The following is an 18,427-nucleotide window of genomic DNA, read 5'->3' on the forward strand; positions in this document are numbered from 1 at the left end:
CGTAATTGAGTGGTGCCCCGTACTAGGAACGAAGCTCAAGGAGATGCACTGCCAGGCGTATTAGCAATTGTTAAAGTACTCACCGCCAACTTGACGGTTTTTTACCAGCAGCAAGAAACTAACGCCCGCCAGAGTGTGTCTTAACCCTGACTCATAAAGACAGATTTATCATTTATAACATTTACTGTTTTGCTCTATGCAAGGAGACGTACCATGGCTAAATCAAACAACTCACCCCTAGCTGCCGCAGTGGGCGCAGCCGTGTTGGCTTCTGCCGCGTTGTCGCCCCTGGCCAATGCCGCCAACCCATTTGAAGCCAACCAGCTGAACCAAGGCTACAACCTAGCCGCTAACTACGCCATTGGCGATAAAGCCGAGGGTGAAGGTAAGTGTGGTGAAGGCAAGTGCGGTGGCGAAAAAACCGACACCGAAGGCAAGTGCGGTGAAGGCAAATGCGGCGGTGAAAAGACCGAAAGCGAAGGCAAGTGCGGTGAGGGTAAGTGCGGCGGCTAAGCGTTGTACTTTGCACAACAAGCCCGGTTAGCCGGGCTTCGTTGTTTATGCGGTATCGATTGTGTAAACCGTTTACCGTTTCGATGCATCCAAGGTATCAACAAGGCGAGTCAAAATGAAACTGCCCACTCTACCGGCGGGCGCGGGTTTAGGTCTGCGCCGCAGTATGCTGAAGACGTTAGAGGACGTTACTGCTAATGAGATACCGTTCCTCGAGGTTGCACCGGAAAATTGGATAGGGCTGGGCGGCCGCATGGGCAAGCAGTTTCGGCGCTACACCGAGCGGTTCCCCTTTGTTGCCCATGGTTTGTCGTTGTCCATCGGTTCTCCTGCTCCACTGGATCAACAACTGTTAGCGGATATCAAACAGTTTATGGCCGACCACAATATATTAATGTATTCGGAGCATCTCAGTTATTGCAGCGATGAGGCGCACGTCTACGATCTGGTGCCCATTCCGTTTACAGAACAGGCGGTGCATTACACAGCGCAACGTATTAGCCAGGTACAGGATTTTCTTGGCCAGCGCATTGCCATGGAGAATGCCTCTTATTATTGCGCACCCCAGCGAGAAATGTCAGAAATCGACTTTATTAATGCGGTGATTGAAGAGGCCGATTGCGATTTGTTATTGGACGTAAACAACGTTTACGTCAACAGTATCAACCATGGATACGATGCAGAAAGCTTTTTGCGCCAATTGCCCGGTCATCGTACCCGGTATATTCACGTGGCCGGCCACTTTGATGAGGCCGATGACTTAAAAGTAGACACCCATGGTGCGCCGGTGATCGACCCTGTATGGCAGCTGCTGGCCAAGGCCTATGCGCTGTTTGGCTTAAAGCCAACGTTACTGGAGCGTGATTTTAATATTCCACCGCTGCCGGAATTGATGGCGGAATTAGAAACAATCAAAACGATTCAGAACACCGCCCAGGGGCGACAACCCATAGGCTCAAAACATTCAGTGCTGGCGGCGCAATAAATAGGTAGGGTTTAAATGAGTGCCGACATGACATTTCAGCACACCCAGCGCGAGCTGCTCGCTCACCTGCGCAACCCAGAGCAAAACCCTGCGCCCACAGGCCTAGAAGATCGGCGCTTAAAGGTTTATCGGGATTTAATCTACAACAATATTGAAGGTTTTATCCGTGGTGGCTTTCCCATTCTTTTTGGCGTATTAAACAACCATCAGTGGCAGCAATTGGTCCGTGGCTTTATTGATCAGCACGCCAGTAGCAGCCCCTACTTCTTAGACATCAGTAAAGAATTTGTCAGTTATTTGCAACGTCATCATGCAGATTCTAGCCAGTATCCTGGGTTTTTGTTGGAGTTGGCACACTATGAATGGGTAGAGTTGGCGTTGGATGTCAGTGATGAAGAGTGGCCGCAATGCCCGCAGGGCGATTTGTTGGCCGCCCGTCCGTTGGTTAGCCCATTGGTATGGTGTTTATCCTATCAATACCCTGTGCATCACATAGGGCCGGCGTTTCAGCCCGTAGAGCCGCCGGATCAAGCTACCTTTTTGGTGGTGTACCGCAACGCCGAGGATTGCGTAAAATTTATGGAGTCCAATGCAGTAACCCATCGCTTAATACAGCTACTGCAAGACGACTCCATCCGCTGCGGTGAGCAAGTACTACGCCAAATTGCGCAAGAGTTAAGTGCCCCTGATCCACAAACGATCGTAACAATGGGTGCTGAATTACTGAACAAATTGCTTAATTTCGGAATTATCTGTGGCGTAAAGACGTGATTTGACTCGCTAAAAAACAGTTTTGTCCTAGAAACTTAGGAAAAACTTCGACACAATCAGCCCTCGACACTAATATAGACCCACAAAAAATCAGGCCTCCAGGCACATAGGCATTATCGTATAAGCCGAACACGACCTGGGGAGCGATAGCCGCTCCGGCTAAATATTGCACAACACACTTTGGAATCTCGTTAACCATGAAAATCGCAGTCATCGCTGTTTTACTGGTCAGTTTGGCCGCCTGCTCATCAGTGCCAAGCCAGGATGTCAGCGCCTTTGAGGAGCCCAGCGCAGCGGCGCCTGAGGAAAAGAACCGAGACCCCTGGGAAGGCTTCAACCGCTCAATGTACCGCTTCAATGATGCCCTTGATCGGGCTATTTTGAAGCCAGCGGCCAAAGGCTATAAATTTGTAACCCCAGATCCCGTGGAGAAGGGCGTATCCAACGTGTTTTCTAATCTGGGTGAGGTGTCCACCATTCTCAACAGCATGTTGCAGTGGAAGTGGAAATCAGCGGCCCACAGCACCGGGCGATTCGTGGTAAACAGTACCCTGGGGATTGTTGGTATTTTGGATGTGGCTGGTCATGTAGGGCTCGAGAAACGACCCGGTGAAGACTTCGGCCAAACACTGGCAACTTGGGGAGTGGGTAGTGGGCCGTTCTTGGTGCTGCCGTTCTTTGGGCCGTCCACTGTGCGCGATGGTTTTGGCACCGTGGTGGATTGGTACTCAGACCCAGTCACCTACGCTGATCTCCACTCTGACACCCGCTGGGCGATACGTGGCGTGCGCTTAGTTGATCAGCGGGCGCGCCTGCTGGAAGTTGAAGAGCTGATGTCCGGCGACCGCTATTCGTTTATCCGTGACGCCTATTTGCAGAATCGGGATTATCTAATTAAGGATGGCCAGGTTGAAGACGATTTCGGTGGTGAGCAAGAGCAGTTCGATGATATCGACGGGTTCGATGACATCGAGTTCTAAACTATTGACTAAAGCCGTCATTAAGTGACGAATTTTGGGCTTTGCTGCAAGTGTCAGTCCGCCAGGAGCAACACTTAAACCTGGCGTGCACTAAAGTTGGGCGAAATTACATTGCAATAAACTGCAAAAGGGGCCGATTGGCCCCTTTTACGTTACAGAATCTTGTCGATGGCAACGCCAATGCGATGTTTGCCGCCATCAATGGGCTCTGCCTCTCGTATCACTGTGCAGATTGCCTCTAGCGATGGGCTGGCACCGTTTTCGGAATCCACCTGTACCGTCATCTTGGCCCCGGCTGGGTAAAATTGGGGCAATTCCAGCAGCATGCCACTGCCGCTGAGGTTAACTAACACGCCTTTTTCTTGCTTGCCGTCTGCGGTAATTTCAATATTGGCAGGAATATTCATTTGCATGCGTAAAAAGCCGCGCTTTTCGGCATGAGCGTTGCTGGATTCAGACATAGTTTTACCTAACTAATGGATATTATTCCCAACGGGTGAGGGCGCAGCGGTATAACGCGGCTAAACCTGTTGACTCGGCCCGTCGACTAAGTTGTAGTGCTCGGGCTACGTTATTGTCTAAATAACAGTAATATATTTTTGGGTTATTTCCAGTTCGAACGGTGTTTTCGGCTGGTTTTAGCGACAATCTGCCGAAAATAGGCGGAGTTATATATACGTAATGCCTAATGTAATTCACGGCTGATTGAGGGTTAGATGGCCATCGGCAAACGCAAACTGCTACTCATAGACGACGATCGTCTGGTCCGAGAGAGTATCTGTGCCTACCTAGAAGACAGCGGCTTTGAGGTCATTCAATGCGACGAAGGCCCAAAAGGACTGCAATTGTTTCAATCCGAGCAGCCAGACTTGGTGTTGTCTGACCTAAGAATGCCCGGAATGGACGGTCTAAACGTCCTTAAAGAGATCCATAAATTAGATGAAGAAGCCGCGGTAATTGTGATTTCCGGGGCCGGTGTAATGGGCGATGTGGTGGAAGCCTTGCGCCTGGGGGCGAGTGATTTTTTGATAAAACCCGTGGTGGATATGGAAGTGCTGGTGCACTCCATTACCAAAACGCTGGAACGGCAGGATCTGTTACTCGAAAACCGGCGCTACCGAGAAAAACTAGAAATTGCTAACCGAGAGCTGCGCGATAACCTGCGGGTTTTGGAGCGAGACCAACGAGCAGGCCGGTTGGTGCAAGAGAGGCTACTGCCTATTTCGCCCTTCGCCCGGGCGGGTTATACCGCCAGCCACAAAATCATCCCTTCGTTGTATTTGAGCGGCGATTTCATTGACTATGCTTACTTAGGTAACCGTTATCTTGCGTTTTACCTTACCGATGTAGCCGGCCACGGCGCTTCATCCGCATTTGTTACCGTTTGGTTGAAGCATTTGGTTACCCGCATGGTACGGGACAATAATTTCTTTACAGATGCGTCTACATTTAAAGAAGGCACTAACTGGCTGTTAAAAGAAATTAACGGTGGATTGAAAGGCGGGCGGTTTGAAAATCACCTAACCGCTTTTATGGGCGTAATTGATACTGAAACCCACGAAATGCGGTATTCAGTTGCCGGTCATCTTCCGCTTCCGATAATGAAAATTCGTGCGGGAGCACGGTATTTGGACGGCAAGGGTAAACCAGTGGGACTGTTTGATAAGACCGACTGGCCAGTCTACAGTTGTCAGTTCGAGCCCGGTGACAGTTTAATGGTGTTGTCCGACGGCGTGTTTGAGGTAATGGGAGATTTGTCCGTTATCGAGAAAGAGTCAAAAATATTAGAGTTAATTAGCAGTTCCAGTGGTACCTTGGAGAGTTTTATCAATTTATTGGGCGTTCAAGAAGGGCGAGACTTGCCGGATGATATCTCCGTGTTGACCATTACTCGAGGTCAGTAATCATGCAGCCTGGGCATATTTTTGTGGCGCAGCAGCGCGGCATAAACGTGATCAAAATGGTGGGCGATGTTAGGCTCACTCTATGCATATCCTTTGATAGCTTCATTGAACAAATGTTCTCTGACGCCGGTTTCGTGTCCGTTGTTTTCGATTTACGGCAAGCACTAGCACTAGACAGCACCACCTTAGGGTTGATGGCCAAAATAGCCATAACCTGCGAGCGGGACTTTCATTTTGTACCCACGGTGGTCTCACCGGACGAAAGTATTAACCGGGTATTAGAAAGTATGGGCCTAGAGGACATTTTCGAGATCGTCCGTAGCGCCGACACTACCATGGCCAAGCCAGAAGAACTGACCCGAATAGAAACCGAAACCACTCAAGCCAAAGATAAAATCATTGAAGCTCATAAAATATTGATGAGCTTAAACGATGAAAACAAAGCTGAATTTCGGGATTTGGTAGAGTGCCTCGAGCAAGAATAAGCGTGTGTTAAGCTCGGTCCCTTGCCCAGTGCTTGGCGCGAATAAAATCGCTGTGTGACACATACAGCAGCTCGCTTACCCGCCGAATAATATACTCCTCGTATTTATCCAGCTCGCCATCGGCGTAGGCTATCTGCCACATGTTGGCGATTAAATCTTGCTTTTGCTCATCACTGAAACGTTCGTTAATAACCCGGGTATGGTCGTGTAGGGAGCTGGCGTTGGCCTGGGCTTCTTTCGCTTGCGCTTGTAGTAGGGTTACCTCATCGGCGGCCAGGGCAAACCTATCGGTTAAAATTTGCAGCAGCGCTTGGGCTTCGGAGTCTTGGAAATGGTCGTCAATGGCGGCCACCTCAACCAGCATTACAGCGGCGGCCAAGCGAGCTTGTTGCTCTGTGGCGATGGGGGCTTCGGTTTCGGGCTCAAATATCTTTTTTAAAAAATCAATCATAGTGACCTGCTTAACGAGGCTCGCCGTCTCAGCAACGGCGAACCGATATCCAAGCTTATTGGCAGCGTGCGTTTAGCAATTCCTCTAGTTTTACTTGGTCGGCAATAAAGTTTCGTATGCCTTCGGCCAGTTTTTCTGTGGCCATGGCATCTTCATTGAGCATTAAACGGAACTCAGGTTCCCCAAGGCTCAGTTTTGCCACCTCAGATTTGGCAGATTCGGCGTTAAGGACCTGTGGTAATTCGGCTTCGTCGTTGGCCAATTCTTCCAATAATCCTGGGCTAATGGTTAGGCGATCACAGCCGGCCAGGGATTCTATTTCACCCAGGTTACGGAAGCTAGCGCCCATTACAATGGTGTTGTAGCCGTGGGTTTTGTAGTAGTTGTATATCTCGGTAACCGATTGCACACCAGGGTCTGCGAAACCGGTGAAGTCGCCTTCAGGATTTTTTGCTTTGTGCCAATCTAATATGCGGCCCACGAACGGTGAGATCAGGTATACCCCCGCCTCAGCGCAGGCAGCGGCTTGGCAGAAACTGAACAGTAGCGTGAGGTTGCAGTTGATGCCCTCGGATTCCAAAATCTCTGCCGCGCGAATACCTTCCCAGGTGGCGGCAATTTTGATCAATACGCGGTCGCGCTTAATGTCGGCGGCTTCGTACATGGCAATAATTTGGCGGGCTTTAATCAACGTTTTGGCGGTATCGAAAGAGAAGCGGGCATCCACTTCCGTGGAAATTTTACCCGGTACAATTTTTAAGATTTCACAACCGATGGCTACGCCCAATTTGGTTGCCGCCAAATCCACTACCTGGTCATCGCTGCTGGCGTTGTTCTTGGCCCAAACAATCACCTCATCAATCAGACTCTGGTACCGGGGCAATTGCGCCGCTTTTAACAAGAGTGACGGGTTGGTGGTGGCATCCAGCGGGCGATATTTGGCGATGGCTTCAATATCGCCGGTGTCGGCTACCACATCAGTGAAGGATTTCAGTTGGTCAAGTTTGTTACTCATGGTTCGCTCCGCGCTTGGCTATCGTGCCAATTCATGGTTGTAAAGTGAGAGATTGAAATTATTGCCCGTGGGCCTGGCGTGGCGTTGGGCCTTGAACGAACTCCAGAGCCTGCCACAGAACGTCTGTGTCGGCGCCGGGTTTGTGAATATGATCTGATAAATAACGCCGGAATAGGCGCGCCCCCCGTTGGCCGTGAAACAGCCCCAGCAAGTGCTTAGCCACGGTGCCCAGCCGCACGCCCTGGGTCAGTTGTTGTTGGCAATAGTCGACGTACTGCCCGTAAACATTGATCAAATCTGGCTTGGTTTTTTTGCTGTGGTACATCGCCTGGTCAACCCCGGCTAACCACGCCGGGTTATGGTAGGCCTCGCGGCCGACCATAACGCCGTCCACATGGTTCAGCTGATCTGCGCAATCGCTTAGGCCGGTGAGACCGCCGTTGATGATGATTTCTAAGGCGGGTCGATCTTGCTTTAGTTGGTACACCAGGTCGTAGCGCAGGGGCGGAATTTCTCGGTTTTGTTTGGGACTTAAGCCCTGCAACCAAGCCTTGCGTGCGTGCACAATAAACGTGGTGCAGCCGGCGCTGGCTACGGTATCCACAAACGCCAGTAGCCCGGCGTAGTCTTCCATATCGTCCACGCCGATGCGGTGTTTAACCGTCACTGGAATCGACACCGCCGAGCGCATTTGGCTTATGCATTCGGCCACGGTATCGGCATGGCGCATCAGCACCGCGCCGATCATATTGTTTTGCACGCGGTCGCTAGGGCAGCCACAATTGAGGTTCACCTCGTCGTAACCCCACTCCTGGGCCAACTCACTGCACTGGGCTAGGGCCTTTGGGTCGCTACCGCCAAGCTGCAGGGCCACCGGGTGCTCTTGCGGGTTAAATTGCAAAAAGCGTTGGCGGTCGCCGTGTATCACGGCACCAGTGGTGACCATTTCGCTGTAAAGCCAGGCATGACGACTGAGCAATCGCCAGAGATAGCGACAGTGCCGGTCAGAGTATTCCATCATGGGCGCTAAGCAGAATGCTCGGCTGCTGTAGGGCGTTGTTGGTTCCAAGGTGTTGCCTGAATTGCTGCTGGAAGGGCGAGTGCCGACGGCACCCAGCGCCAAAATAGGGCGCTATAGTACACCAAAACAGCCCCGGGCAGCAGGCCAAATTAGGCCCTGGCTGAGCGAAATTCGGCCTCTCCGTTAACATTAGTGATTGCTTGCTGCTGGCTTGCCATCGGCTGATGATGGCTGGCCGAACATGACGTATAACATGGGTAGTAGTACCAGCGTGAGTGCCGTTGAACTGATAATCCCACCAATCACCACTGTAGCCAGTGGCCGCTGCACCTCGGCACCAATCCCGGTGTTTAGGGCCATAGGCACAAAGCCAAGGCTGGCCACCAGTGCGGTCATCAATACCGGCCTGAGTCGGCCCAGGGCAGCCTCCACCACGGCCCCGCGCAGGTCCGCCTGGCGCTGCACATTATGTTTGATAAATTCCACCAGCACCAAGCCGTTTAATACCGCTATACCGCACAGGGCGATAAAACCAACCGCCGCGGATATGGAAAGCGGCATATCTCGCACCGCCAAAGCCACTACGCCACCGGTGAGCGCCATGGGTACACCCACAAAGACCATGGCGGCCTCTCGTACCGCGCCAAGGGCGATGATTAGCGCCGCGAACACCAACAGTAATGTGGCCGGGATGACCAAGCTCAAACGTTTACTGGCCGAAACCAGTTGTTCAAAGCTGCCGCCGTACTCCAGCCAATAGCCCGGCGGCAGGGATACTTGTTTGTTGATTTCGGTCTGGGCTTGCTGCACAAACGTGGCAAGATCCTGGCCGCGGATATTACTGGTGATAACCAGCCGGCGTTTGCCGTTTTCCCGGCTGATTTGCGCCGGGCCGTCGGCCAGGGTCACGGTGGCGATTTCTTCCAAGGGCACAAATTGCGCATTAGGTAAATCGATGGGCACCGGTAGGCTGCCCCAGCTGCGAATATCCTGCCTAAGGTTCTCTGGCAGGCGCACCAGTAATTCAAACCGGCGATCGCCTTGATAAACAACACCGGCGTCGGCTCCCGCCAAAGTACTGGCCAGCCAATGTTGCAGTTGCGCCACTGTTAAGCCGAACCGGCTAAGTGCTTCCCGTTTTGGCGTGATCGATAAGGTCGGCAAACCTGTGGTTTGCTCTAGCCGAGCATCTGCAGCGCCGGGCAGGCTGTTTACCACACCGAGAATTTTTTGGCCGTAGTTTTGTAATGTAGCTAAGTCATCGCCATAGAGTTTAATACCCAAATCTGCACGCACGCCAGAAATAAGCTCGTTAAAGCGCATTTGAATAGGCTGTGTGAACTCGTAATTATTCCCGGGCACTTGGCCCACGGCGGTTTCCATTTGCGCCACCAGGTCGGTTTTGCTCAGGTCAGGATTGGGCCATTGTTGGCGCGGTTTTAAAATAATAAAGTTATCGGCCACATTTGGTGGCATGGGGTCAGTGGCCACTTCGGCGGTGCCAATGCGGGCGAACACCCGCTCCACTTGAGGAAAACCGATGATGATCTGCTCCAAGCTTTTTTGCATGGCCACCGATTGTTCAATACCAGTGCCAGGGCTGCGTAGCGCATGCAGGGCAATATCGCCTTCGTTGAGTTGTGGAATAAATTCACTGCCCAAGGTGGTAGCAAGCCAAGCGCTGAATGCCAACCACAGGGCTGCGCTGGGTAAAATCCAGGCTTTGTAAGCGAGTGCGGTTTCCAACACCGGTAAGTAGACTCGTTTGCAGGCAGCAATAATGCGGCTTTCTTGTTGAGATATCGGGCCGCGCATAAATAAGGCTACGGCGGCGGGTACAAAGGTCATGGTTAACAAGAGCGCACTGAGTAAAGCCATAACCACGGTGGCGGCCATGGGGTGAAACATTTTGCCTTCTACTCCGGTAAGGCTAAAGATCGGCAGATAGACCAAAGTAATAATTAAAACGCCAAATAAGCTGGGTTTTATCACCTCGCCAGTGGCTTTAAATACCGTGGACAAACGGGCGTTAAGCGGCGGGAGCGCTTGCTTATGTTGCGCTTGAGCCAACCGTTTAACGGCGTTATCCACCACAATAACGGCGCCGTCCACAATCAAACCAAAATCCAATGCGCCTAAGCTCATTAAGTTAGCGGATACTCCGGTTTTAACCATGCCGGTAATGGTCATTAACATGGACAACGGAATGATAGCCGCTGTGATAAGCGCCGCACGTAGGTTGCCCAACAGCAGCATTAAAACCGCTACCACCAGCAACGCACCTTCGAGTAAATTTTTACTGACGGTGGCCACTGCTTTTTCTACTAACGTGGTGCGGGTATACACCGGGGTGGCGGTGACCCCTTTGGGCAGGGTGGTATTAATTTGCGCGAGTTTTTCGGTGCTGGCTAAGGCCACGCTGCGGGAGTTATCACCAATCAGCATCATCACCGTTCCCAGAACGGTCTCCTGGCCGTTCTGGGTGGCCGCGCCGGAACGTAGGTTTTTACCAATGGCCACTTCGGCGATGTCTTTTAGTGTAATGTGGGCGCCGTTGGGTGTTTTTATCGAAAGGTGTTCTAGCTGTTCAATGTGATTTATTTGGCCCTCGGATCGCACCAATAATTGCTGGCCGTTGCGTTCAATAAAGCCGGCGCCGATATTTTGGTTGGCTTGCGCTAAGGCCTGGGCAATATCGCCGAGCGAGAGTTGGTACTGCAGCAACAGGGCCGGTTTGGGTAATACGTGAAATTGTTTTTCAAAGCCTCCAATACTATTGACCTCTACCACGCCTTTTACCTGAGCCAATTGCGGTTTAATAATCCAATCTTGAATTTCACGTAACGCTGTTTCATCAAAGGGCTGGCCGTTGTCTTGCCGAGCCTCGGCGTTAGCTTGCACGGTGTACATCAGTACTTCACCTAAACCGGTGGACACCGGCCCCAGTTCTGGCTCTATTCTCCCGGGCAGTTTTTGGCCAATACTGGCTAAACGCTGACTAATTAAGTTGCGGGCAAAATAAAGATCGGTGCCGTCTTCGAATATCACGGTCACTTGGGACAAACCGTAACGCGACAGCGAGCGGGTATAGTCCAAATGTGCCAAGCCGTAGAGGGCAGTTTCAATTGGGTAGGTGATTCGCTGCTCGGTTTCCAGCGGCGTGTAGCCCGGCGCCTGGGTATTAATTTGTACCTGCACGTTGGTGATGTCTGGCACGGCATCAATGGGTAAGCGATTAAAATGCCAGACGCCGATAGCGACAATAAATAAGCACAGTAAAGAAACCACCAAGCGTTGCTGAATAGAAAACTGAATGATCGAATGAATCATGGCCGGCTCCTAGTGCGCGTGCTCGGCCGAGGACTTTTCCACATCGGCTTTTAAGATATAGCTGTTTTCCACCGCATACTGGGTGCCTGCGGTTATACCGTTGGTGACACTGGCAAAGCCGTCATCTTGTAGCCCGAGTGTGACTTCAGTGAAGGTGTAGATAGTCGCTTCGCCTTCTGGCTTGGCGGTAAAAATACCGACTTTGCCGTCTATAGTGTGAAGCGCGCGCTGGTCGATGATTACCTCGGCGGGTTGGCTGTTGGTGCTGATGCGTGCGGTTACCCACAACCCAGCGTATAAGCTGTTGGCCACCCGGCTTAGTGGCACCCGGGCAATTTGGTAGGGTGCGTTCAGTGCCGGCACAATGTGTTCGATAGTGCTGGTTATTTCGGTTGCTGGATTATCCAACCCGTTAATGGTAACCGTTTGGCCGGTTTTGACTTGCCCGGCTTTTCCGCTGAACAACTGCAGTTCTGCCCAGAGGTTATCAAGCTGGGCGATACTGAAGAGAATTTGATCCTGGGTGAATTCCCCCGCGTTGGCGTGGCGTTGAATAATAACCCCATCAATAGGGGCAAGCAGTGGATAATTTTGCAGTGAATCGTTGGATTCAATGTTTGCCAGCAGGTCGCCTTTTTTCACCGTATTACCAACGGTAAGTAACACCGATTTTATGAGTCCGGTAAACCGTGCCCGTACATGGCTGATTTGCTCTGGCCCGGATTGCAGTTGACCGTATAACGTTACCTGCTGGTTGATGCTGCCGCTAGCGGCCTGCGCAAGGGCTATGCCCTGATGTTCGGCAACGGTATTTTTTAATGTGACGGTGGGCTGGTGTTGGTTGTGGTGATCGCTGGCCGGGTGTTTGTCCTCTTCTAAGTGTTTTTCTTCGTGATTTTCGACGTGTTTTTCACCCGCCGGAGCTAGGCAAGCATAGGCGGCTAAAATTGCGCTGATAAAAATAATGTTTGCAGTTTTCATGATTTTTTTAATTCCGGTGCGTATGAGCGGGGCTTGGGCATAGGGCATAGCACTTAAGGCTTAGGACTAAGAGCTTGGCCGGTAAGCTGCTCTAAAATGGATTGGTTGATTAACAGGGCGGCGGCGGTATCAATACGCTGTTGCTTGGCTTGAAGCCATTCGTCTTGCACGGTTAAGCGATCTTGAAATCGCAGCCTGCCGCGTTGATAGTCGTTGATGGCAATATCCAGAGCCTGCTGTAATCGGGGAATAACATCATTTTGTAAGCGTTTTAAGGCGCTAGAAAATTGCTGCCTTTGTTGATGGGCCGTGGTTAATTGCAGGCGCAGTTGTAATCTCTGTTGATCCTGGCTCAACATTAATAGCTCGCGTTGGCCACGGGATTTAGCCGTGGCCAACTGGCCTCTGGGTCGGCTGGCCAATGGCATGGACAGTGCTACAACGGCGGCAGTGGCTTCTTCTCCCTGCAAATGGCGCAGGCCCAGCTGCCAGCTAAGGTCGGCTCGCTCTTGGGTTTTGCTTAATTGCCATTGGGCGGTTTGTATCCGCTCTTGGCTGGCCATTAATTGATTGACAGGCGCTGAGTCCAGCTGCAGCAGCAAAGCATTAATATTCAGCTCATTCGGGGATTGAAATAACTCTCCTAGCAGTTGGCTCACCGCAAATTGCGACTCACCCCAAAATCGACCGAGAGCCTGGGTTTGTTGGTGTAGTTGCGCTTGCCAAGATTGCCGTGCAAGTTGCGCCTGGGCCCGGGCAGCTTCGGCGCGCAATACCTCCAGTGGCGACAGTGCTCCGCGCTGGGCGCGGTTGCGGCTATCGGTCACCAGTGCTTGCATTAAATCTTCTCGTTCTTTGGCTAAGGCCAGGGTCGCTTGGCTCGCCAGTGCGGCAATAAATTCTTGGGTGAGTTGTGCCAGCGTGTCTAGCGTGGCTACTCGTTGCTGCAGTTCGACGGCGGATGTGTTTGCTTGGCTTAAGAGAAGCCGAGCCTGGCGTTTGCCTCCCAATTCCAATACCGAGGACAGGGCAAGTGTTATTTCTGCTTGGTTAATTCCGCTAAAAGCGTTGTCGCCGGCGAGGTTTTCGGCCTCCAGGCTAATTTCATAGGCCGGTTTTAATGCCGCTTGTGCTTGGCTGATCCGCGCCTGTTGCTGCTTCAGTGGAAATGCCATCAGCCCCGGGTTATTGGCCAGGGTTAATTGAATGGCCAGTGACAAACTTAATTGGGTGTCGTTGTTTTTTCGGAGACTGTCTAGATTGCTATGCAAAGTACTCTTTGCAGTTTTGTCAATGTGAGTAACGACGGTAGTGCTTGTGTCGGTATCACTGGCGGTGGTTTGTGCCAGGGTGTGCAGGCTGGCTGTGCTGGTAATGGCGCACAGGGCAGCCCAGCAACAAGCTGAAATGGCTCGTCGCGTGTGTATCGGAGGCATAGTTTTCTCCTAGGCGTTTTGAGGGCCAATAAACCCATGCTCGCGTGTAAACCTGCAGATAATTGTGCACGGGGTTTGGCATCAGTATTGAAAACGGCCATAGCTTGGCTATGGCGTTTTCGGCGCTTAAGGCTGTGCCTGGCAATTAACCTGCAATTGAGTTGAAATCGTCACGATTACCAACCCGCGTCATTGAGTAGAAATAACAATGGCCGGGTGGTTTTTAATATCCGCTAATCGGCGGGATCGCTGTCTAAATTGCTTACCAGGTAGCTTTAAAAAGCGTGTTAAGCGATGGGAGGGCGGTCTTCTGGAGGGAGACGCAATGCAAGGGTATAAAAGTGATAGTCAAATTGGGCGCTTTGCCGCCCAGTGATAAGGCCTTGGTCGGCACAAGGTGCGGGGTAATAATGTATTGAACTTGCACCGTGGCAGCAGTGGTGGCAATCAAAGGTTTTGGCTTCGGATAAATCGTTAAGCGCCACCAATGTATTCAAATCTTGTTGCTTTACAGGTTGACCTTCTACATTCGATTCATCGAGATTTTGCTGGGTTTCCAAATGTTGATGTTTGGCGGTTACGTGCTCGGGCCCGGAGTGACTCGTCTGATGCGTATCGGCAGCCGCCACCAGTGATTGCAACATCAGCGTGATTATTAGCAGCGCAGAAAGTATTTGGCGTGAGTTAAGCATTGGAACGCGTAGGTCTTAGCTGTGATTGGCTATAAGAGTAGCAAATGCGCGGCTGGTTCCCAAGGTTTGTTTACCTTTCGGTGATTGGCGCATTGTTATGGCCAAGGTGTGATTTATGTTCGGCGCTTTTCGATGCAGATGTAGGGGAGGGCCTGGGTGAGGGCTAGGGGGAAGGTTAGGAATAGCAGAGTAAGCAAATGGTTGGCGTTGCTACGGGCGCTAATTGCTTTAAACTCTTTGTCTTCAATTATAAATCCGGTGCCAATGTAAACTGCGCAAATAATTCCCGTAGGAAACCCCTTGGAAGAATATTCAGTCCCGGCACAGCCCTGTAGCGCTGAGCTGGAAATTAAACGCAGCCGTTTTATTGCTTATTTGCAGCCGGCCAGTGACCGTTCTCAAGCACTGGCGGCGTTGCAAACTGTTCGTGAGCAACATCCCCAGGCGCGCCACGTCTGCTGGGCTTATATTGCCGGTAGCCCCACAACCACGGTGCGTTCCATGAGCGACGACGGTGAGCCTTCGGGCACAGCGGGCAGGCCGATGCTAGCGGTGCTGGAACACAGCGGGTTGGGTGAAGTGATTGTGGCGGTGGTGCGTTATTTTGGCGGCATTAAATTAGGAATGGGAGGCTTGCAGCGCGCTTACAGCGATGCGGTGAGCTTGGTTTTAGCCGATTGCACTGTGCAAACTCGCTTGCAATTAGCCGCGGCGGTAATCCGCTGTGGCTTTGCCCACGAGGCGCAAGTCCGCCACTTGGTTGAGCAGCTGGGTGGCGTGGTGGAAGGCGCCCAATACGCTGCGGGAGTAACCTTGCCAGTATTAGTTCCGGCTGCAGAAAAGACTGTATTTACGCGCGACCTTGCCTCCATCAGCTCTGGAGCGGCTATCTGCGACTGGCAGCGCTGAGATTGTAAAAGGGGGCTAATTTATTGGCCCTTCCAATTTTGCATAGCGGCTAAGCGGAAAAAATACCCGCGATAGCTCATCACGATATGGTCTTTGTCGACTTTTTCTAAGTACAGCTCATCGGCGAGTTTTTCTCCGGCTTTTAGCTTGTAATCATTTAAAATTGCAAACCCGGCTTTGTTTTCTCCGGCGTACACGTGGGCAACGTAACGAATGGCGGGGATTTCGCTTTTAACGCTGTCCGGTAATTGATCTATGGACATAAATCCGCCTTCAACCACGCCGCCAGCTTGGCTGTTGCTTGCTTCGCTGGTTGTTTCTTCTTGCACGCTGGGTTGGGTTTGAGCAGGGGCAATGGTGCCTGCGGTCACCACCGGTTCTACTATCGTTCCCGGCTGAGGCTTGGCGGCGGGTTGGGGTTGCGCGGACGGTTGTGCCTGTGCGGCTGATTGTTTCGGTTGCGTAGGCGGCGCTACAGCCTCGGGTTGGCCATCGTCGGTGAGCTGGTATTGATTGTCGTCGGCGTAAACGTACTCCGGCTCTGCCGCCGGCGGATTGCTGTACAGATCGGCGATTTTAGGGTCTAGGGGTTTTGGTTCTGGTTCTTTAAAAGTCGGTTTGTCTTGAAAGGCGGCAGACGTAGGTTGATTCTGCGCTTGTTCGCCGCCAGATTGATTGTTGCCGGGCTGATTGTCGATAGGTTGGTTAAGAGTCGGTGTGGCTTCGGCTTGATTGGCCTGGGCGGCGCTGACCTTGGCGCTGGCCGGCGGTGTATAACCCGCAGACTCAGGTTTTTGTAGCCACTGAAACACCAAATAAGCCACTACCACCGCTATTAAAACCGCTAGCAAACCCACCAGCCACCACATCAATTTTGGCTTTTTAATTGGCGCTAAGGACTGTGCGTCGTATTGGTTGGCTAGCGACGGCGCCTGTTGGTTTTGCCGATCTTGCTCAGATTTTTGCAAGGCATCTAGGATGTAAGACATAGTGACTACTGGCCGCTACTGGTGGACGAGAGTTTGAAATCCACGCCCAGTTTATCGTTCATTTTTAACACGGTATTTAAATCGATAACGCCGTTAGCGGGGATACCGGTGTTGGATTGGAAAAACATAACGCGTCTTTCGAGTGCTTGGTTGTATTCGAATTGTGCCAAGGGCTGGGTTTGTTTATCCATTTTGGCAAAACTGTTGGCCAGCCAGCGCACGAAAGGCGAACGGTCGCCGGGTTTCAGCAGGGGGGCGTAGCTGCTGGGTGGTTGCCACAGCAATTCTGTTTGCCCAGACCAGTATTGGCCCAACTGAAACATCTGCCAAGTGTGTTGGGTGCCATCCGGTGTAACCACCTCCAGTTGGTTGGGGCCTCGGGTGCCGGTCACGGCTAGGTAGCGCTGTTGCTCGTCGATGTCTAAGCGCAAAACGCCGGGCCGGTTGTAGTGGGTAAAATCCTGCCAGCTGCGGAACTCTTCGGTTTGGCAGAGTACGCCAAAGCTTTTTAACTGTCGGCAGGGTTGGTCGAAATTACCCGTGAATACACTTAACGCTTGCTGTAGCGCATTGATGGCGTCTTTCTTTTGGCCAAAACTGGTGCGGTAAATCTCTTCTTCGGTGGTGGCCGGTGCCGCTGGTGGTTCAGCTACTGCGCTGGCCGCTGTATCACCGGCTGAGGTGCTGCCACGCAGAATTTGCCCGGGTTCGGTGAGTGCGATTTCGGCCGATTGTGGGTCGGTGTCGCTACCGCCGATTTGCGTCAGTAATAGCCCGCCAAGCAGCAAGATTAACAACAGTGTTAAGCCTGTGGCGATTTTGATGGGTAACTGGTTATCACCGCTGCCGCTGGGTTGATGGCTGGATTCGGAAATGGCCGCCCTAGCAATTTCTGTATCCACCATGGGGCGGTTGTGGGTATAGGCTCCGAGTAGGGCACGGTCGCAAATCACATTAATTAAACGCGGAATACCATCGCTGGCGCGGTGAATCATTTTAACCGCAGATTGGTTAAACAGGGTTTGGCTGGCTGGCATGCCGGCAACCATTAGCCGGTGGCGTATATAGGCCTGGGCTTCCACCAGGGTGAGTGGCTCAATATGAAAACGAGCGGTGATGCGTTGTGCTAGCTGGCGTAACTCCGGCTTGGCCAGTAGCTCGTTGAGTTCCGGTTGACCAATAAAAACAATCTGCAGCAGTTTCTTTTCATCGGTTTCTAGATTGGTTAGTAAACGGATTTGCTCCATTACTTTGTAATCTAGGTGCTGGGCTTCATCGATAATAAGAACGGTGTTGCGGCCCTGGGCGTGGTTGTCGAGTAAAAATTGATGCAGCCGGTCGGACAGTTCTTTCAGGCTATTGGCGTCCTTTATATCGGTGACTTTTAGCTCGTCGCAGATGGTGGCCAGTAGCTCTATGGAAGACAGCGTTGGGTTGAGTATGTAGGCGAGATCGGTGTTTTGCGGCAGTTGCTTAAGCAACGCTCGGCTCACCGTCGTTTTACCGGTGCCCACTTCACCCGTAAGTAAAACGAAGCCCCCTCCATGGTTGACGCCGTACAATAGATGAGCCAAGGCCTCTTTATGGCGGCGGCTCATAAACAAGTAAACGGGGTTGGGAGCAATCGAAAATGGCGCTTCGTTTAGGCCAAAATACTGATGGTACATATTGTAATGTCTGTCCTCTCCACTGGCGCAATGATTGTACCGATAAGCGCCAGCCGCGTCACACCTTGCAGCGCGGTTTTGCCCATTGTTTTGGGCCTGTTACACTTTTGGCTTGTTTATTCCCATGAGACCCGCCCGTGGCCGACATTCTTCCCTTCAAACGACCCAAACTCTCTGAAAAGCACAAGGGTAAATCCCTGTGCCGTAGTGGTTTTCATAAATGGAAGGTGGTCACCTCGAAACAGTTTGATGTTAAGCAGGGGCGATTGGTCACGGTATCGCGCTGTGAACGCTGTGG

At 51.9% G+C, this 18,427-nt stretch carries 17 protein-coding genes; 7 read left to right on the forward strand and 10 right to left on the reverse strand.

The annotated features are described in order from the left end of the window. Positions 1 to 213 precede the first annotated feature (213 nt). The 4 genes from ACGHM3_RS08930 to ACGHM3_RS08945 all read left to right on the forward strand — a co-directional run bounded on the left by ACGHM3_RS08930 (position 214) and on the right by ACGHM3_RS08945 (position 3,249). Positions 214 to 513, forward strand: coding sequence for a hypothetical protein (locus tag ACGHM3_RS08930; protein WP_345418478.1), 300 nt, complete (start codon positions 214 to 216; stop codon positions 511 to 513). Between the two features lie 115 nt (positions 514 to 628). Beyond that, the gene (locus tag ACGHM3_RS08935) at positions 629 to 1,498 is read left to right on the forward strand and encodes a DUF692 domain-containing protein (RefSeq protein ID WP_345418481.1); all 870 of its coding nucleotides are present in this window, start codon (positions 629 to 631) and stop codon (positions 1,496 to 1,498) included. Positions 1,499 to 1,525: 27 nt separating this feature from the next. Further along, complete coding sequence (locus ACGHM3_RS08940) at positions 1,526 to 2,269, forward strand: putative DNA-binding domain-containing protein (RefSeq protein WP_345418484.1); 744 nt, start codon at positions 1,526 to 1,528, stop codon at positions 2,267 to 2,269. Between the two features lie 197 nt (positions 2,270 to 2,466). Further along, positions 2,467 to 3,249 carry a VacJ family lipoprotein gene (locus ACGHM3_RS08945; RefSeq protein ID WP_345418487.1) on the forward strand — a complete coding sequence of 261 codons (783 nt, stop codon included), beginning with the start codon at positions 2,467 to 2,469 and terminating at the stop codon, positions 3,247 to 3,249. A 152-nt stretch (positions 3,250 to 3,401) separates the two neighbouring features. On the opposite strand, the gene ACGHM3_RS08950 is transcribed toward ACGHM3_RS08945, so the two are convergent. Further along, positions 3,402 to 3,710, reverse strand: coding sequence for a PilZ domain-containing protein (locus tag ACGHM3_RS08950; protein ID WP_345418491.1), 309 nt, complete (start codon positions 3,708 to 3,710; stop codon positions 3,402 to 3,404). A 255-nt stretch (positions 3,711 to 3,965) separates the two neighbouring features. Here ACGHM3_RS08950 and ACGHM3_RS08955 point away from each other — a divergent pair, with 255 nt between their 5' ends. After that, positions 3,966 to 5,153: a response regulator gene (locus ACGHM3_RS08955; protein WP_345418494.1), complete on the forward strand. Its 1,188-nt coding sequence runs from the start codon at positions 3,966 to 3,968 to the stop codon at positions 5,151 to 5,153. A gap of 2 nt (positions 5,154 to 5,155) precedes the next feature. Beyond that, on the forward strand, positions 5,156 to 5,638 hold the full coding sequence (locus ACGHM3_RS08960) for an STAS domain-containing protein (protein WP_345418496.1): 483 nt from the start codon (positions 5,156 to 5,158) through the stop codon (positions 5,636 to 5,638). Between the two features lie 7 nt (positions 5,639 to 5,645). On the opposite strand, the gene ACGHM3_RS08965 is transcribed toward ACGHM3_RS08960, so the two are convergent. From ACGHM3_RS08965 to ACGHM3_RS08995, 7 genes are all read right to left on the reverse strand, one after another. Further along, positions 5,646 to 6,089, reverse strand: a complete 444-nt coding sequence (locus tag ACGHM3_RS08965) for a TerB family tellurite resistance protein (protein WP_345418499.1) — start codon at positions 6,087 to 6,089, stop codon at positions 5,646 to 5,648. A gap of 55 nt (positions 6,090 to 6,144) precedes the next feature. Continuing rightward, positions 6,145 to 7,104 carry a transaldolase gene (gene tal / locus ACGHM3_RS08970; protein WP_345418502.1) on the reverse strand — a complete coding sequence of 320 codons (960 nt, stop codon included), beginning with the start codon at positions 7,102 to 7,104 and terminating at the stop codon, positions 6,145 to 6,147. Positions 7,105 to 7,162: 58 nt separating this feature from the next. Further along, entirely contained in the window at positions 7,163 to 8,173 is a 1,011-nt protein-coding gene (gene dusA, locus ACGHM3_RS08975; RefSeq protein WP_345418505.1) for a tRNA dihydrouridine(20/20a) synthase DusA, read from the reverse strand. 141 nt (positions 8,174 to 8,314) lie between these two features. Next, positions 8,315 to 11,455 carry a CusA/CzcA family heavy metal efflux RND transporter gene (locus ACGHM3_RS08980; protein WP_345418508.1) on the reverse strand — a complete coding sequence of 1,047 codons (3,141 nt, stop codon included), beginning with the start codon at positions 11,453 to 11,455 and terminating at the stop codon, positions 8,315 to 8,317. 9 nt (positions 11,456 to 11,464) lie between these two features. Continuing rightward, positions 11,465 to 12,436, reverse strand: a complete 972-nt coding sequence (locus tag ACGHM3_RS08985; RefSeq protein ID WP_345418511.1) for an efflux RND transporter periplasmic adaptor subunit — start codon at positions 12,434 to 12,436, stop codon at positions 11,465 to 11,467. 53 nt (positions 12,437 to 12,489) lie between these two features. After that, on the reverse strand, positions 12,490 to 13,872 hold the full coding sequence (locus ACGHM3_RS08990; protein WP_345418514.1) for a TolC family protein: 1,383 nt from the start codon (positions 13,870 to 13,872) through the stop codon (positions 12,490 to 12,492). 287 nt (positions 13,873 to 14,159) lie between these two features. Continuing rightward, complete coding sequence (locus tag ACGHM3_RS08995) at positions 14,160 to 14,564, reverse strand: hypothetical protein (protein ID WP_345418517.1); 405 nt, start codon at positions 14,562 to 14,564, stop codon at positions 14,160 to 14,162. Between the two features lie 300 nt (positions 14,565 to 14,864). On the opposite strand from ACGHM3_RS08995, the gene ACGHM3_RS09000 reads away from it, so the two are divergent. Next, a complete protein-coding gene (locus tag ACGHM3_RS09000; RefSeq protein ID WP_345418520.1) occupies positions 14,865 to 15,473 on the forward strand; it encodes a YigZ family protein in 609 nt (202 codons plus the stop codon). A 20-nt stretch (positions 15,474 to 15,493) separates the two neighbouring features. Here ACGHM3_RS09000 and ACGHM3_RS09005 read toward each other — a convergent pair whose 3' ends face one another. Together ACGHM3_RS09005 and ACGHM3_RS09010 are read right to left on the reverse strand one after the other, a co-directional pair. Then, positions 15,494 to 16,462 (reverse strand): general secretion pathway protein GspB, encoded by a 969-nt coding sequence (locus ACGHM3_RS09005; protein WP_345418523.1) that lies wholly within the window; start codon positions 16,460 to 16,462, stop codon positions 15,494 to 15,496. Between the two features lie 5 nt (positions 16,463 to 16,467). Then, entirely contained in the window at positions 16,468 to 18,129 is a 1,662-nt protein-coding gene (locus tag ACGHM3_RS09010; RefSeq protein WP_345418526.1) for an AAA family ATPase, read from the reverse strand. Between the last annotated feature and the right edge of the window lie 298 nt (positions 18,130 to 18,427).

The organism is Halioxenophilus aromaticivorans (genome assembly GCF_042850945.1).
GTDB classification, from domain to species: Bacteria; Pseudomonadota; Gammaproteobacteria; order Pseudomonadales; family Cellvibrionaceae; genus Halioxenophilus; species Halioxenophilus aromaticivorans.

Bases quoted from the DNA above. Each gene is read 5' to 3' on its own strand.
- ACGHM3_RS08985 (WP_345418511.1), bottom strand. From the start codon at position 12,436: ATGAAAACTGCAAACATTATTTTTATCAGCGCAATTTTAGCCGCCTAT.
- ACGHM3_RS08955 (WP_345418494.1), top strand. From the start codon at position 3,966: ATGGCCATCGGCAAACGCAAACTGCTACTCATAGACGACGATCGTCTG.
- ACGHM3_RS08995 (WP_345418517.1), bottom strand. From the start codon at position 14,564: ATGCTTAACTCACGCCAAATACTTTCTGCGCTGCTAATAATCACGCTG.
- ACGHM3_RS09010 (WP_345418526.1), bottom strand. From the start codon at position 18,129: ATGTACCATCAGTATTTTGGCCTAAACGAAGCGCCATTTTCGATTGCT.
- ACGHM3_RS08960 (WP_345418496.1), top strand. From the start codon at position 5,156: ATGCAGCCTGGGCATATTTTTGTGGCGCAGCAGCGCGGCATAAACGTG.
- ACGHM3_RS08965 (WP_345418499.1), bottom strand. From the start codon at position 6,089: ATGATTGATTTTTTAAAAAAGATATTTGAGCCCGAAACCGAAGCCCCC.
- ACGHM3_RS09005 (WP_345418523.1), bottom strand. From the start codon at position 16,462: ATGTCTTACATCCTAGATGCCTTGCAAAAATCTGAGCAAGATCGGCAA.
- ACGHM3_RS08990 (WP_345418514.1), bottom strand. From the start codon at position 13,872: ATGCCTCCGATACACACGCGACGAGCCATTTCAGCTTGTTGCTGGGCT.
- ACGHM3_RS08950 (WP_345418491.1), bottom strand. From the start codon at position 3,710: ATGTCTGAATCCAGCAACGCTCATGCCGAAAAGCGCGGCTTTTTACGC.
- ACGHM3_RS08935 (WP_345418481.1), top strand. From the start codon at position 629: ATGAAACTGCCCACTCTACCGGCGGGCGCGGGTTTAGGTCTGCGCCGC.
- tal (WP_345418502.1), bottom strand. From the start codon at position 7,104: ATGAGTAACAAACTTGACCAACTGAAATCCTTCACTGATGTGGTAGCC.
- ACGHM3_RS08930 (WP_345418478.1), top strand. From the start codon at position 214: ATGGCTAAATCAAACAACTCACCCCTAGCTGCCGCAGTGGGCGCAGCC.
- ACGHM3_RS08940 (WP_345418484.1), top strand. From the start codon at position 1,526: ATGACATTTCAGCACACCCAGCGCGAGCTGCTCGCTCACCTGCGCAAC.
- ACGHM3_RS08980 (WP_345418508.1), bottom strand. From the start codon at position 11,455: ATGATTCATTCGATCATTCAGTTTTCTATTCAGCAACGCTTGGTGGTT.
- ACGHM3_RS08945 (WP_345418487.1), top strand. From the start codon at position 2,467: ATGAAAATCGCAGTCATCGCTGTTTTACTGGTCAGTTTGGCCGCCTGC.